The sequence below is a fragment of the Acinetobacter sp. PFS20 genome (genome assembly GCF_052261015.1).
GTDB lineage: Bacteria > Pseudomonadota > Gammaproteobacteria > Pseudomonadales > Moraxellaceae > Acinetobacter.
Genome location: NZ_JBPVZE010000001.1, coordinates 1,244,254 through 1,257,515, shown reverse-complemented (window position 1 = coordinate 1,257,515; position 13,262 = coordinate 1,244,254). Strand labels below are relative to the sequence as shown.

The 13,262-nt window shown below is 40.4% G+C and carries 15 protein-coding genes and 1 riboswitch; of the genes, 4 read left to right on the top strand and 11 right to left on the bottom strand.

What is annotated here, in order from left to right; translation table 11 throughout:
* Positions 1-7: 7 nt before the first annotated feature.
* On the bottom strand, positions 8-1,258 hold the full coding sequence (locus tag ACS125_RS05975; protein ID WP_144733969.1) for an acyl-CoA dehydrogenase family protein: 1,251 nt from the start codon (positions 1,256-1,258) through the stop codon (positions 8-10).
* Between the two features lie 32 nt (positions 1,259-1,290).
* Positions 1,291-2,538, bottom strand: coding sequence for an SfnB family sulfur acquisition oxidoreductase (locus tag ACS125_RS05970; RefSeq protein ID WP_443271047.1), 1,248 nt, complete (start codon positions 2,536-2,538; stop codon positions 1,291-1,293).
* 256 nt (positions 2,539-2,794) lie between these two features.
* Here ACS125_RS05970 and ACS125_RS05965 point away from each other — a divergent pair, with 256 nt between their 5' ends.
* The 3 genes from ACS125_RS05965 to ACS125_RS05955 all read left to right on the top strand — a co-directional run bounded on the left by ACS125_RS05965 (position 2,795) and on the right by ACS125_RS05955 (position 5,035).
* A complete protein-coding gene (locus tag ACS125_RS05965) occupies positions 2,795-4,093 on the top strand; it encodes an ABC1 kinase family protein (RefSeq protein WP_443271045.1) in 1,299 nt (432 codons plus the stop codon).
* Between the two features lie 100 nt (positions 4,094-4,193).
* Entirely contained in the window at positions 4,194-4,448 is a 255-nt protein-coding gene (locus ACS125_RS05960) for a type B 50S ribosomal protein L31 (RefSeq protein WP_005301976.1), read from the top strand.
* 251 nt (positions 4,449-4,699) lie between these two features.
* The gene (locus tag ACS125_RS05955; protein WP_443271043.1) at positions 4,700-5,035 is read left to right on the top strand and encodes a HopJ type III effector protein; all 336 of its coding nucleotides are present in this window, start codon (positions 4,700-4,702) and stop codon (positions 5,033-5,035) included.
* Between the two features lie 419 nt (positions 5,036-5,454).
* Here ACS125_RS05955 and crcB read toward each other — a convergent pair whose 3' ends face one another.
* The 4 genes from crcB to ACS125_RS05935 all read right to left on the bottom strand — a co-directional run bounded on the left by crcB (position 5,455) and on the right by ACS125_RS05935 (position 8,394).
* Entirely contained in the window at positions 5,455-5,835 is a 381-nt protein-coding gene (gene crcB, locus ACS125_RS05950; RefSeq protein WP_057105397.1) for a fluoride efflux transporter CrcB, read from the bottom strand.
* 125 nt (positions 5,836-5,960) lie between these two features.
* Positions 5,961-6,027: riboswitch (Fluoride riboswitch) on the bottom strand.
* Positions 6,028-6,072: 45 nt separating this feature from the next.
* Positions 6,073-6,483, bottom strand: a complete 411-nt coding sequence (locus ACS125_RS05945; RefSeq protein ID WP_151766763.1) for a GFA family protein — start codon at positions 6,481-6,483, stop codon at positions 6,073-6,075.
* A gap of 77 nt (positions 6,484-6,560) precedes the next feature.
* Positions 6,561-7,766 (bottom strand): TIGR03862 family flavoprotein, encoded by a 1,206-nt coding sequence (locus tag ACS125_RS05940; RefSeq protein ID WP_443271040.1) that lies wholly within the window; start codon positions 7,764-7,766, stop codon positions 6,561-6,563.
* Positions 7,756-8,394 carry an SAM-dependent methyltransferase gene (locus tag ACS125_RS05935; RefSeq protein ID WP_174758832.1) on the bottom strand — a complete coding sequence of 213 codons (639 nt, stop codon included), beginning with the start codon at positions 8,392-8,394 and terminating at the stop codon, positions 7,756-7,758. Before ACS125_RS05935 ends, ACS125_RS05940 begins: the two co-directional genes overlap by 11 nt.
* 87 nt (positions 8,395-8,481) lie before the next feature.
* Here ACS125_RS05935 and ACS125_RS05930 point away from each other — a divergent pair, with 87 nt between their 5' ends.
* Entirely contained in the window at positions 8,482-8,676 is a 195-nt protein-coding gene (locus ACS125_RS05930; protein WP_004794921.1) for a DNA gyrase inhibitor YacG, read from the top strand.
* Here ACS125_RS05930 and ACS125_RS05925 read toward each other — a convergent pair.
* The 5 genes from ACS125_RS05925 to ACS125_RS05905 form a co-directional block, all read right to left on the bottom strand.
* Positions 8,673-9,317, bottom strand: coding sequence for an MBL fold metallo-hydrolase (locus ACS125_RS05925; RefSeq protein WP_005045031.1), 645 nt, complete (start codon positions 9,315-9,317; stop codon positions 8,673-8,675). The two genes, ACS125_RS05930 and ACS125_RS05925, sit on opposite strands and share 4 nt — an antisense overlap.
* A gap of 23 nt (positions 9,318-9,340) precedes the next feature.
* Complete coding sequence (gene hemH / locus ACS125_RS05920; RefSeq protein WP_174758833.1) at positions 9,341-10,357, bottom strand: ferrochelatase; 1,017 nt, start codon at positions 10,355-10,357, stop codon at positions 9,341-9,343.
* 73 nt (positions 10,358-10,430) lie between these two features.
* Complete coding sequence (locus ACS125_RS05915) at positions 10,431-11,435, bottom strand: DUF4062 domain-containing protein (RefSeq protein ID WP_443271037.1); 1,005 nt, start codon at positions 11,433-11,435, stop codon at positions 10,431-10,433.
* Positions 11,436-11,552: 117 nt separating this feature from the next.
* The gene (murI, locus tag ACS125_RS05910; RefSeq protein WP_443271035.1) at positions 11,553-12,419 is read right to left on the bottom strand and encodes a glutamate racemase; all 867 of its coding nucleotides are present in this window, start codon (positions 12,417-12,419) and stop codon (positions 11,553-11,555) included.
* Between the two features lie 46 nt (positions 12,420-12,465).
* Positions 12,466-13,077, bottom strand: coding sequence for a DUF1285 domain-containing protein (locus ACS125_RS05905; RefSeq protein WP_004794931.1), 612 nt, complete (start codon positions 13,075-13,077; stop codon positions 12,466-12,468).
* Positions 13,078-13,262: the final 185 nt, after the last annotated feature.

Sequence of the window (13,262 nt, the reverse complement as noted above, 5' to 3'; positions counted from 1 at the left end):
TTTTTCATTATGCAGACTTTGCCCGCGGGCTTGCTCCAATTTGCCAGACAAAGGGTAAATCGGTACGGTTTACTTCCCAATCGCCAATCACCTTTTCTTTATAGATGAGTGGATTGTGAGAAGAGACTGTTCGTGCATTACGCCAGAAACGGTCGAGTTGTTTAACCTGACTACTTGCCGATGCACCTAAAGCGTTAAATAACTGGCTGGTTAAATCCAATACCAAATTAGAAATCACCACCTGCCCTTGTGCCGACTCAAGCTCTGCATCTACATTAAACTGATGTTCTTTCACCTCTAACTCACTAAAGTGACTTTCATAAGCCTTCTGTAATGCTTCTGCTGTTTTAATCGTAATTGCTAGACTTCCATAGGCTTGAGCAGAGGCTTTACCCACCACCTGTAAAACTTGTGGGTCGTGACGGACAAGGTCGCCATTACCATGACTAAAAATACGCTTTCGCTCACGTATTTCTTGGCTAAAAGTTTCGACCGCAGCATGCGCAATCCCAGCTAGGGTTGCAAGGTGGACAACCTGATAAAAAGCGGTCTGATATTTAAAACGCTGATCAAATGGAATAAGGTGCGAAGCTGGTAAATGAACCTGATGTACTTTTAAAGTACCACTGCCCGTTGTCTTTTGACCAAAGCCATCCCAATCATCAATAACACTTACCCCAGTTTCATGGCGATAAATAGCAGCAATCACATGACGGTCACTCACTTCATCGTAAGCAAATAAATCGATCCAGTCAGCAAAAATACTTCCTGTCGAATAGTACTTTTCACCATTCACCACCAAGTTACCCGAAGCATCTTTGGTTACTCGGGTAACGACATCACCAATCTGTACATTTCCAACTTCGGTCCATGCGTTTCCAACTAAATCACCTTGTACAAAACGCTGAAACCAGACTTCCTGCGAATGCTCTTTATGCGCAACTAAACGGTCTTCAACAAAAGCAAAGTGTCCACGCAACGCTTGCACAATATTCGAATCTGCCTGCGCCAGTTCTGCTAGAAGCTGGAAAAGTTGTGGCAATGACACCCCATCTCCACCATATTTAACAGGTACTCGTACTGCACCTAATTTGAGTTCTTTTAACCACTGAATCGGCTCAAAAGGCAAGATTCGTTCTTTTTCCCGTTGAATTGCACCTTGGGCAATTTTTTCAAAAACTGGACGAAATCTACTTGCTACTTTTTCATAATCGGCGCCTACCGATAGCTCTTCTAATTCAATTTGAGTAATTGTCATCTTTATTCTCCTAATCTTATTTTTTATTCACTTTAGCTCCATGCATGACGAGGTGGATGGATGCCATTGAGGTAGTAATTACCGACAATGTGATATTTCCAACGCACTGGATCATGCAAGGTATGAGTACGCGCATTACGCCAATGGCGGTCCAGATTAAGCTCTGACAAAGTAGAACGTGTTCCAGACAACTCAAAAAGCTTATTCGCTGCTAAAATTGCAACTTCTGTAGTGAGTACTTTTGCTTCTGCAACTAGTAATGTCGCTTGATTTACATATTCTTCTGTCGTGTCGGCAATCGCTTGATCAATCGCATCTCCTGCCAAATCTAATACTGCCTCTGCTGCACGAAGTTTTATTTTTAAATCACCAATGTTTGCAATCGTATAGGGATCATCACTCGCTTTTTCCAAACCTGAATCAACCCATGCACGGCTATGATTTTTGACATAGTGGATTGTTTCTTCAATTGCACCACGTGCAATACCAGCATCAACAGCAGCTTGAATAAATTGTGAAATTGCACCTGCCGGTGTAGGACGTTCGAAAGCCTGATAAATCGGAATTAGATATTCCTCACGTACTGGAACTTGATTAAGTTCAACGGTTCCACTGGCCGTGGTTCGTTGCCCAAAGCCAGACCAGTCATTAATAATATTAACCCCTGAAGTTTCCCGAGGAACTAGCGCCGCATAAGGCTGCCCCTGTTCATTTACAGCGACAATTGGAACCCAATGTGCAAGCAATGCGCCTGTTGCAAAAAACTTCTTCCCCTTAATTTCATAACCGTGCTCGGTCTTTTTTAATGTGGTAGTGAGGTCAGCCACCGTTTTGCTATGTTTTTCCGAAAATGCATTGCCAAAACGAATCCCTCTCAACACTAAGTTAAAGAAGAACTGTTGTTGTTCTGGGCCTGCATCAAGACGTAAATGTTCAATAAAAGCCAAGTGATTTTGGGGAAGCTGTGCAAGAGATGGATCAACACTCGCAATTGTTTTGATGACCTCAGCCAAAGTTCGATATTTGACTTGTGCACCACCAAATTGCTTGGGAACTGTAATGGCCCATAAGCCGCTTTGTGAGAACTGTTGAATTTCATTTAGGGGTAAACGGCGCTCCTTGTCTCGATCGGATGCTTCGTGTGCGAACTCTTGCGCAAGTTGTTTGGCAACCTCAATTGCTTCTTCATCAGAACGAATAATATGCGCATCTTTTGACTGCTCAAACACAGATAAAGGAACCGCCTGAGACCGCCCATGGGCTGAACTTAAACTTGTCATAACTTTTGTTATCTCTATTTTTATTTAACCTACCATTCACATTAGCACCAAAAAAACAGACACTTTATAGATATTAAAGCTTTGTTTATGAAATGGATTTTCACAAGCTTTTCATATTTTTTACTATAAAAATAACATTTTGTTTTTCGAAAATTTTCTTACATGAGATAAACAATTTCATATAGGCTTTTTAAGCTTAGTCACCTATGATCAAAACTAGGCAATATTATGTTGTAGTCAATGAGGTATCGAAGATATGGCAAAGAATGCAAGTTCACCCGGCAAACGATTTATGAAACTTGCAGGAATGACCGCGAGCATTGCAACGAAAACCGTTTCTAACTCGATTCGAAACTTGACCGCAGATGAAGAGCAAAAGCTGGCTTCAAAAACCAAGTTATTTCAGGATATTGGTTTGCAAATTGCCGACACCTTAGGTGAAATGAAAGGTGCCGTCATGAAAGTCGGCCAAATTGCATCTCAATATAAAGATATTTTCCCACCCGAAGTCGCTAAAGCAATTTCAAAGTTACAACGCCAAGCTCCAGCCATGCCTTTTGCTGCCATTCAGCAACAAGTTGAACGTGAGCTTGGAAAACCGCTCAATGTTGCCTTTAAATCTTTTGATCAAGAACCTTTTGCAGCTGCTTCAATTGGCCAAGTTCATAAAGCTGTGCTGCCTAGCGGTGAGCAAGTTGTGGTTAAGGTTCAATATCCGGGTGTTGATGAAGCCTGTGAAAGTGACTTAAAACAAGTGCGTTTAGCACTGCGTTTAATGGGTGTACTTAAAATTGATAAAAAGCTACAAGATCAGCTTTTTGCAGAAATTCAAGATAGTCTTTCAGCAGAGCTTAACTATGAAATCGAGGCTCAAAACCTTGAAGTTTTTAAAACCTTTCATAGCCAGTTAGATGACAAAATCATCATCCCGACCGTTTATAAAGATTACTCTTCGCGGCGTATTTTAACTTTGAGCCTCGAACAAGGTGACAGTATTGAAACTGCCAGTGCATGGCCTATTGAAATTCGAAATACGATTGGACGTCGTTTGATTCGTGCTTTAGGTCAGGAAATGTTCTTTCTAAAACGTTTTCACTGTGACCCTCATCCGGGTAACTTTGCCTTCCGCCAAGACGGTAGTGTCATTATTTATGACTATGGCAGTGTTAAAACGCTTTCAAACGAAATCGTGCAGCACTTTAAATGTTTAGTAAATGCAGCTCGCCATGAAAATATTGATTTGATTGAAACTGAGTTACTTGAGCTACATTCAATTTCTGAAAAAGGTAAATTCCCGACTGATCTATATAAACTCTGGATTGAAGTGTTATTACGCCCGCTTACCACCACTTATGATTTTGCCGAGAACTCATCACATCATGATGGCATGTTGCTTGTGAAAAAATCTTTGAAGTACTGGGATGTCTTTAAGCCTTCACCAGACACTTTGATGGTCAACAGAACCATTTCAGGACACTACTGGAACCTCATTCACTTAAAAGTACATGACAATCTGAACGGTCTATTTGAAGAGCTTGTCCCACCTTCTAACTAACTTAATTTACTGATCAATGTAGCCTTGTAGGGTTACATTGACTTTTTAATTGTTATGTTATAACATTTCTTTAATCAAAAATAATTTAGGACAATCTCTCATGCGTAAAGATATTCATCCTGCTTATCAACAAGTGTTATTTCATGACACCAATGCAGATGTGTACTTCTTAATTGGTAGTACCCTTCAGTCTAAACAAACCAAAGAATATCAAGGAAAAGTCTATCCTTATGTAACCCTTGATATTTCAAGTGCATCTCACCCTTTCTACACAGGTGAAGTACGTCAAGCAAGTAACGAAGGCCGCGTTGCAACCTTCAATAAACGCTTCGCTCGCTTTAATCGTAAGAGTTAATCTTACGTTAAGATTTGACCAATACACTTAAATCATTGGAAGCCTAAGACTATCTCCTCCACTTAGGCTTCTTTTTTTATGTGTATTTTTTCGATCTTTTTATGTTGTGTATAAAAGAGAACTTATCCACAACTTGTATAAAAACTCTTCTTATTTTTCCCACAACCCATTTTTTTTTTGCATTCGCCGAGCTTTCAAAGTTGCTATTCGATGCTATGCTTAAACCCTCATTTGATAGGAAATTTAAGATAATGGCACAAGAGTTACTTGCCCAATTACAAGCAGGCACAGCAAAATTTTCAGACGTTTTAGCTCATATTGAAGCACGTTACCAACATACCCCGACAGCTTTTCAAAATGGCGCACAGCATAACGCTGCAACTGAAAATCAAGGCAGTGCGAAAGTTTTCTCTTTTGCCAAGTTACAAGGTTTAGACCAAGCTCAAACTTTAATTTTATTTGCAGAACACTACGCATCTGTATTGGCTACGCCTGAGGGCACTGACCATCAAAATATTCGTCAGTTTATGCAAAATGGTTGGGATGGTGTGAAGTTTGAAGGTCAAGCTTTAACTGAAAAAGCTTAATCATTTTTTTAGCACAGCCTCAAATTATGAGATTTTCTAAAGTCTGTTATTAGGCAATGCCTCACTTTTGAGGGCAAAAGTGACAAAACCCTTTGTTCCGCTGATGCTACATCCATGTAGCACAGCGAAACGACGGCATCCATGCCGTCTATCACGATAGTAAATGACTAATTATTAATTAAATTATTTGATCTATCTCTTATATTCGATACTCGGGAAGTCATCAACAGCCTGACTCAAATCAGCTATATAATATTTTTGCGACATATTTGATAATTGTAAACAGATAACAGGTTCTGTTGATGAAAATGGTTTTGCCTACTTTTGCCAAAACAAAAGTAGGTCGAGCCGACGGCTAACCCAGACATAAAACTTTATTGAAAAGACTCAGCAGTAAACCTTTCAACCAAAACAAACACTCAATGTCCCGCTACCCAATAATAAGTCGCCAACCCCAAACACGTAAAAATTAACGACCCAATTAAATGAATGGAAATTCCCAACATCGCCATTCCCAACTTACCACTTTGTAATAAAGTCACAATCTCAATGGAGAACGTTGAAAAGGTAGTTAAAGCACCACAAAAACCAGTAATCACAAAAAGTTTATAGTTCGGGCTTAAATCACTTTGAGAAAAGTAGGCAATCGCAAAACCAATAATAAAACCACCGACCAAATTAACAGTGACAGTACCGAGCGGAATTTGCGGGTAAATCGGGTTAAGTTTTAAACCTAAAAACCAACGTAACCACGCCCCTAGAACTGAGCCTAAAGCAATTGAAAGTAGAGAATAATACATAAGACCACCCCTTTAGATAGACGCTAAAAGAGCAAAAAATAATGAAGGAAAATATGACATGGCGTACTCCAAAATAACCAGAGTACGCAATAATCTACGTACCCAGCGATATATAAATACATGAGGGTAACGTAGGCATCATTAGCCAATAGGGCGGTTTTCCAGGGGAGGAATGCCATCTCCCCGTTTTAAGTATATTAGATCATCTTTAATTTGATTTAAACATACTTTGTAAAATCATGGACGTTCATCGTATTGCGGTAAATCGTCACAAATGCTTTCCCACTCTGCTTTTGAAGCAGCAAAAATATGCATTGTCGGCTTTTGGTCTAATGGTGTATCCAGTGTCCCAATTCTTACACGATACAGTTCAGGCTGCGCATCACGCGAGCTAATCAAAGGTGAACCACATTCGCTACAGAACCAGCGGTATACACCTTCCACAGCGAATTTTTTGACTAAGTTTTCACCTTGGGTAATTTTAAAATCTGTACTTTTAACAGGAGCATTCGTGGCAAATGCTGTTCCATTGGATTTTCGGCAACGTTGACAATGGCATTGAATGATATCCCCGATATCGCCTTTAATTTCATAGCGAATACCTTGGCACAAACAACTTCCTTGATAAACTGGTGATGCTTGAGACATGTTCTCGTAAATCCTATTATTATTGATCGCTCAAAAATAACACTTTTCACATATCAAAAATAGCACCAAATTCGCTGTTATTTTTCTAAGAATAAATGCACGCCTTCACCAGCCGCTCGCCCTGTAGCAAAGCATGCTGTAAGTAAATATCCGCCCGTAGGAGCATCCCAATCCAACATTTCACCACAACAAAACACACCTGAGATTTGTTTAAGGCTCAAGTTCTCAGTTAATGCTTTTTGCTTAACACCACCAGCACAGCTAATCGCTTCCTCAATAGGTCTAAAGCCATCTAACTTGATTTGAAGTGCTTTAATTTGCTGAGCCATAGTCTCTGGTTGGCTCCATAACGCTTTATCAACGACTTCTCTAATTAAGTTAATTTTAGCTGTATCTAAGCCTGCTTTACGCCAGATATTGGTGAGCGATTGTTTTTTACCAGCCTGTAATTTTTTAATTAACTGGGATAACTCTACATCGGGCAATAAATCCAAAAATAGATTTAAGCTTTTTCCTTGTTTTTGTTGTTCTCTTAAGGCACGTCCAAGTTTATAAATAACGCCACTCTCTAAACCATAGTGAGTAATCACAATATCGCCATGAGTAACTTGGCTCGGCTCAACCCACGCATTGATACGCTTTAAAGGTTCACCAAAACAGCTTTCCATAAAAGCTGACCAAGCCTGCAATACCCCTGCATTACTTGGCTGGAAAGGCTCAATATCAGATTGATTAACCCATTGCTGCCATGCACCATCACTACCTAATTGTGACCACGACACCGCACCACAAGCCAACACGACTGCATCATATTGCTGGGTAAAAGTCTCGCTGCTTTGATTATTTTGGTTTTCTAAAGTCACCGTTGTACTTTGTAAATTAATACAACGATGACGATAAAAGAATTTAACTTGTTGCTCTGCCAAGCGTTTTAGCCAAGCACGCAGTAAAGGTGCCGCTTTCATTTCGACAGGAAAAATGCGACCTGAAGTGCCCACATAAGATTCAATTCCCAGACTTTTCATCCAGCTTTGAATCCAGAGTGCATCCCATTTTTCAACCCACGGTTTGAGCCATTCTACATGATCATAACGTTCAATGAACTGGGCTAAAGGTTCAGCATGTGAGATATTTAAGCCCGTTTTACCTGCCATCAAAAACTTGCGTGCCGCTGAAGGTTTTTGTTCATAGACATCAATATCATAAGCGTATTGGCTAAGCACCTCAGCAGCCATAAGACCTGCTGGGCCTGCCCCAATAATGGCAACCCGCTTATTCGCCATGTGTTTGCCCTTGCAATGGCGCGAACTCATCAAATCGAGTTTTATAATTCTCAGGCTTGGTCATAATGAGTTGCTGGCAAAGCTCACCACGCTCTAAATACTTAATCTCAAAATGAGTACGTGCAGAGGTTTGGGCAATTTTTTCTTTTTGATAAGGCAGCTTCCATATATTTAATAACTGCTGCTCTGCCTCTTCAATATATTCGGGAATATTACTTGCCAGAGTAATGGTTCCACCTGTTTGCAGACGCGAGATTAAGAACTCAAAAAATGGCATATTCAACCAGCGCTGTGCTGGATTATGTGGTTCTGGATTTGGGTAGAGAATAAAGAAATGTTCAACTTGAGCAGGATGCAAAGCATACACTACCCAAGGTAAAGCATCTGCATGTACAGGCACCAAGTTATCTCTTGGTTCTAAACCATGCTGCTTTTGCATTGCCAAGAATTTTTCTCGGGTTCGTTCAATCGCATACAACGTGTGCTGTGGCTGTTGCCCACTAAAAAGCAAAGCATGTTTACCCTTGCCCGCTCCAATTTCTACACAAATTGGGGTATTTTCAATTGGAGTAAAATCGCGAGGCGCTTGCATACGTTGTGCTTGAAATTGACGAATCGGCATAATCACATCAAACTAAATAAAAATCGGCATAAGTCTAACAAGTCACCTGACTTTTGCCTAATCTATTTCTCTTCACTTTGAGGATATCGCTTTATGCCACGTACATTTCCCTGCCCACGTTGTGGTGAACCAAGTGTTTGGGAAGGCAATGAATTTCGTCCATTTTGTTCAGAGCGTTGTAAATTAATTGATTTAGGTGCTTGGGCAAATGATGAATATAGACTGCCTACCCAAGATGCTCCTCAGCAAAACAAGGGTAGTCAAAATGAAGATGATTATGAGGATTAACCTGCTTTACCCGCGACAAACGGGTTAAATTGCTTTTCATAGCCAATGGTACTCATTGGACCATGTCCAGAAATAAACTGAGTATCATCTGGCAAACTAAAACACTCACGTTTAATCGATTCAATCAACTGATCGTGATTACCACGCGGGAAGTCTGTTCTGCCAATCGAGCCTTTAAACAAGACATCACCAGTCCAAAGCAAGCCATGATTTTTATTATAGAAAACTACGTGACCTGGCGTATGCCCTGGGGCAAAACGTACCTCAAACTCATCTTCACCCAGTTTTAGCACTTCACCGCCTTCGAGCCATTGATCGACTTTGACAGGTTGTGGAATTGGAAAGCCATAACGTGCTGATACTTCCTGAATCATATCTAGCCAGAACTGGTCTTCTTTATGCGGACCAATAACCGGAACGCTCCATTCTTTGGCAAGCTCGCCTACCGCTCCCGCATGATCTAAATGCCCATGAGTTAGCCACAAAGCCTTCACTTTTAAACCTAAGGCTTCTACTTCTTTTTTCAAAACTGCAGCATCGCCACCTGCATCAATCAAAACTGCTTCTTTCGTTTCACTGTCCCAAACAAGGGAACAGTTTTGAGCAAATGCAGTAACGGGAACAATTTTGACTTGCAGCATAAGAACCTCTGGCTAAAACGCAATTAACGGTGGGCTAAGGTATGGGTAAGGGCATCAAGATTAGCCTGAACTAAACCTGCAAGCAAATCAATATGAGCCTGATCGCTATTTAAAGCTGGAATATAAGCATAGCTACCACCACCTGCTTCTTGAAATAACTCAGCGTTTTGAATGGCTAACTCTTCAAGTGTTTCTAAACAATCGGCAGAAAAAGCTGGGCTTAATACCTGAACAGACTTAACGCCTTGCTTCGCCCAATCTTGTAAAAGCTGGTCTGTATAAGGTTTAACCCATTCTTGTTTTCCAAAACGTGATTGGAAACTAATTGCCCATTCATCATCTTTTAAATGTAAGGCTTCAGCGACTAACTTTGCTGTAATACGACAACGGTCTGCATAAGGGTCGCCTTTATCTGCATACGGCTGTGGAATACCGTGAAATGACATCAACAGTTTTTGAGGTTTACCGTGCTGCTCTTGGTAGGCTAAAACGCTTTCTGCCAATGCTTGAATAAACATAGGATGCTGATAATAGTCTTTAATAATGGTCAGACCCGGCAAGTTCCGCTGAGCTGGAATCCACTTGGCAAATGCATCGTATAACGGCGCAGTAGACGTTGCAGAATATTGAGGAAATAAAGGCAATAAGATGACATGCTCTTGTGGGTTCGTCGCCAATTTTTCTAAAACTGCATCAATACCCGGATTACCATAAGTCATTGCGGGTAAAACGGTTAAATCAAACTGTTTATTTTCTTGCTCTAAATAAGCCTGCACACGTTTGGTTTGTTCAAACACAATTTCGCGCATTGGCGAATCTGCTGACCATACCGAAGCATAGGCATGCGCTACTCTTTTCGGGCGAAAAGGTAAAACGAACAGATTTAAAATAATCCACCAGATCAGTTTCGGTATTTCGATCACGCGTGAATCAGATAAAAACTGCTTTAAAAAACGGCGCACCGCAGGCACAGTCGCCTCATCTGGTGTGCCTAAATTCGCTAAAATGACAGTAACTTTCGGTTTTTGTTCAAACGACATGTGTAAATGCCTTTCAGTTCATCTTATGACACTAATGTAACAGTTTTCAGTGTCATATATAAATTGAATCGCTCTAAGCTTTTAATCGAACGCCTCGATGATTCCATTTATAACTAAGCAATATCTTTTGAGCTTTAGTGGTTAGTTTCCAAAGGCCATATGATTGCTCAATTTGTGTTGGGACAATCCAGCCTTGTGATTGCATTTGATTTTTAATTCGAAACAGCGCTTTATGATTAATCTGTGCACCAGCCACTGCATGTGCACGAGGTAATTCCTGACGAGCATCTTCTAAGCCTGCCTGATTTAAATATTCATTCAGACAAATTCCAAAATTCTCTTCTGGCACAGCTGTTTCAAAGCGTTTTGCCAGCACGCTCAACAACTGAGACCATGTCATTTGTCTCTGTCGTTTAAGCTCTTTAAAGTTGCCATCCTGAAATGCTTGAATCTGATATTCAAATGCAAAAATATCTTGCGGTGCAACTTCCTTTAACTGTATTGATGGCTCAGTTACTCGCTGTTCTAAATGCAAAATTTTACTTCTTAAGAGTCTAATTTCATCTTCTAACTGCTGAGCTTGATGAGCAGGAACCCAACCTTGTCCCATATGTTGCTCAACCATTAAAGGAATATTTAAACGGACAGCCAACTCCAATTCACGTGGAGTTTTAAAGTAAAAAATATGCTTTGCTTCGTGTAATAACTTTTTTCTAAATGCGAGAAATTTATCTTTAAGTTGTGGATGTGTTTCTTGTAAATCTATTTCGCGGCTTTCAGGCTGTTCATGCATGAACACAATAATAGGTTTAGCCTGACTTAACGCGTATTCATATTCTAAAGACAGATAACTCACACCAGAAATCGATTGTTCTCCATACTGACTTCCTAGAAGTAAGATTACATAATCACATTCATCAATTTGTCGACGTGCAAGTGTGGTTGTTAAAGGTGTTCGATGTTCTAGTCCCCAAGCAAAGAAACCCATCCCCACCAAGGTTTGAGATAAAACCATTCGCTCTGGCTGCATATCGCGGCCAGACGTTGAAATAAAAATCTGATAGCGTGTATCGAGCATAACAATACCCTTTCGCCCCACGATCTGTACATGACTTAAAATCAGCCAAGATCATGAACCGCCCCAAATAAAATAATAAATATAAAAAAACACTATTTTCTAAATGATGCTAAAAGATCAATTCAGATTATAAAGTGTCCAAGTTAACTCTTGTGGAATCATATGTTGTAAAACAGGTTGCAGTGCATCAGCATTATTTCCGCTGACGTAACATTCAATACGTGCAACATTCTGACCTATTTGGTCACATAATAACGCATTTTTTATTAAAATACGGGCTGTTTGTCGGGCAACTGCGAATCCCGAATCAACCAGTGTGAATTGGTTATCAAAAAGATGATGAATTGCTTCATTTAAGAAAGGATAATGCGTACAACCGAGCACTAAATAGTCTGCACCTTGCTCAGCAGCAGGCTGTAAAACCGCTTTTAATGCCGTTAAACATGCCTCTCCCATTTGCTGTCCTGCTTCTACACAAGGAACAAGTTCAAGGCTGGTTAAGGTCATCACTTTAACACCCGCCGGAACAGCAAACTTCTCGACAACATCTTTAATGAGTTGCCCACGAAAAGTAGCAGGTGTCGCCAACACAGCAACCACTTTAGAACGTGTCTGTAATACGGCAGGTTTTAATGCTGGAACTAACCCTACGATTGGAAAGTGCTCACCATAATGCTCACGCAAATGATCAAGGCTAAATGCGGAAGCTGTATTACAGGCAACCACTGCAATTTTACAACCTTGGCGGTATAACCAATCGACTGCGCGAGCTGTGAGCTCTCTAATTTCTTCATCAGAACGTGGGCCATAAGGAACGTAGGCTGTGTCGGCATAATACACAATGCGTTCATTCGGCAAATATCTAGCTATTTCTGCTGCAACAGACATTCCCCCAATTCCCGAATCAAAAATACCAATTGGGGCATCTGCTGATGCTTTAGGCATAGGTTCTAGATCGGTAAATAGGGGTTGTATGGCGGTCATAGCTGTACTGAAGTGTCAGAAAATTTCACTTCCTAAAGCTTAAACCTCAAGTGCCTAATTGCAAGAGCAAATTACCACTTTTTAACTCTAAAACGGTTTCACCATTCTCTTTTTCGATGAGTGTTCCATAGTTCACTAAGTGATAAAAAGACTGGCGTTGAATAAGCGCATTAATACCAAATCGGACATGCACATAAGGACGTAACTCCCCTGCATATTCACGCATAAAAATTGGATGTTCGGCATCAACCAAAATCACATCTTGATTGGTCGTGGTCAGTTGTAAAAATTGATCACCTGAAATTTCAACTTGATCGACCTGATTGACTAATAAAGGTTCATCTTCAACCTCAATTTCAATTTGTTCTACGGGGGTTTTCAGGTAGAATTTCCCTTCTTCTTTCCATAGGACTTTGGTAAATAGATCTAATAGGGCTTGGCGCTTAATTAATTGACCTTCGTGCCACCATTCTCCATTGGCTTTAACCGTCAAATCCATTTTGCCGCAATGCTTTGGATGCCACTGCTCTAAAGGTGGAATTGACCTTTTGTGACTTTGCTGTACACCTTTTAAGTATTGTGCAATGTTCATTAAGTTTTTATCATCAGATAACGGTATTTTTCCCATATCCGATGGGGAATTATTTTGATTTACCATAGTTTATGCCTTGCTGACGAAAAAATATGACGACTCAGCCAATTGGCTAGATCATGGTTTAAAACTATACTAGCCAAAACGATAAAAGGCACAATAGCATATTTGCGCCTATGGATTAAAACACTCACGGCAGCACCGAATTTCTGAATATGACGGTTGCCACCTTTAAGTATTGAGGAGTCCTA

What these genes read in the sequence shown, in the direction of transcription:
- ACS125_RS05975 (WP_144733969.1), bottom strand. Translation starts at nt 1,258, where the DNA reads ATGACAATTACTCAAATTGAATTAGAAGAGCTATCGGTAGGCGCCGAT.
- ACS125_RS05970 (WP_443271047.1), bottom strand. Translation starts at nt 2,538, where the DNA reads ATGACAAGTTTAAGTTCAGCCCATGGGCGGTCTCAGGCGGTTCCTTTA.
- ACS125_RS05965 (WP_443271045.1), top strand. Translation starts at nt 2,795, where the DNA reads ATGGCAAAGAATGCAAGTTCACCCGGCAAACGATTTATGAAACTTGCA.
- ACS125_RS05960 (WP_005301976.1), top strand. Translation starts at nt 4,194, where the DNA reads ATGCGTAAAGATATTCATCCTGCTTATCAACAAGTGTTATTTCATGAC.
- ACS125_RS05955 (WP_443271043.1), top strand. Translation starts at nt 4,700, where the DNA reads ATGGCACAAGAGTTACTTGCCCAATTACAAGCAGGCACAGCAAAATTT.
- crcB (WP_057105397.1), bottom strand. Translation starts at nt 5,835, where the DNA reads ATGTATTATTCTCTACTTTCAATTGCTTTAGGCTCAGTTCTAGGGGCG.
- ACS125_RS05945 (WP_151766763.1), bottom strand. Translation starts at nt 6,483, where the DNA reads ATGTCTCAAGCATCACCAGTTTATCAAGGAAGTTGTTTGTGCCAAGGT.
- ACS125_RS05940 (WP_443271040.1), bottom strand. Translation starts at nt 7,766, where the DNA reads ATGGCGAATAAGCGGGTTGCCATTATTGGGGCAGGCCCAGCAGGTCTT.
- ACS125_RS05930 (WP_004794921.1), top strand. Translation starts at nt 8,482, where the DNA reads ATGCCACGTACATTTCCCTGCCCACGTTGTGGTGAACCAAGTGTTTGG.
- ACS125_RS05925 (WP_005045031.1), bottom strand. Translation starts at nt 9,317, where the DNA reads ATGCTGCAAGTCAAAATTGTTCCCGTTACTGCATTTGCTCAAAACTGT.
- hemH (WP_174758833.1), bottom strand. Translation starts at nt 10,357, where the DNA reads ATGTCGTTTGAACAAAAACCGAAAGTTACTGTCATTTTAGCGAATTTA.
- ACS125_RS05915 (WP_443271037.1), bottom strand. Translation starts at nt 11,435, where the DNA reads ATGCTCGATACACGCTATCAGATTTTTATTTCAACGTCTGGCCGCGAT.
- murI (WP_443271035.1), bottom strand. Translation starts at nt 12,419, where the DNA reads ATGACCGCCATACAACCCCTATTTACCGATCTAGAACCTATGCCTAAA.
- ACS125_RS05905 (WP_004794931.1), bottom strand. Translation starts at nt 13,077, where the DNA reads ATGGTAAATCAAAATAATTCCCCATCGGATATGGGAAAAATACCGTTA.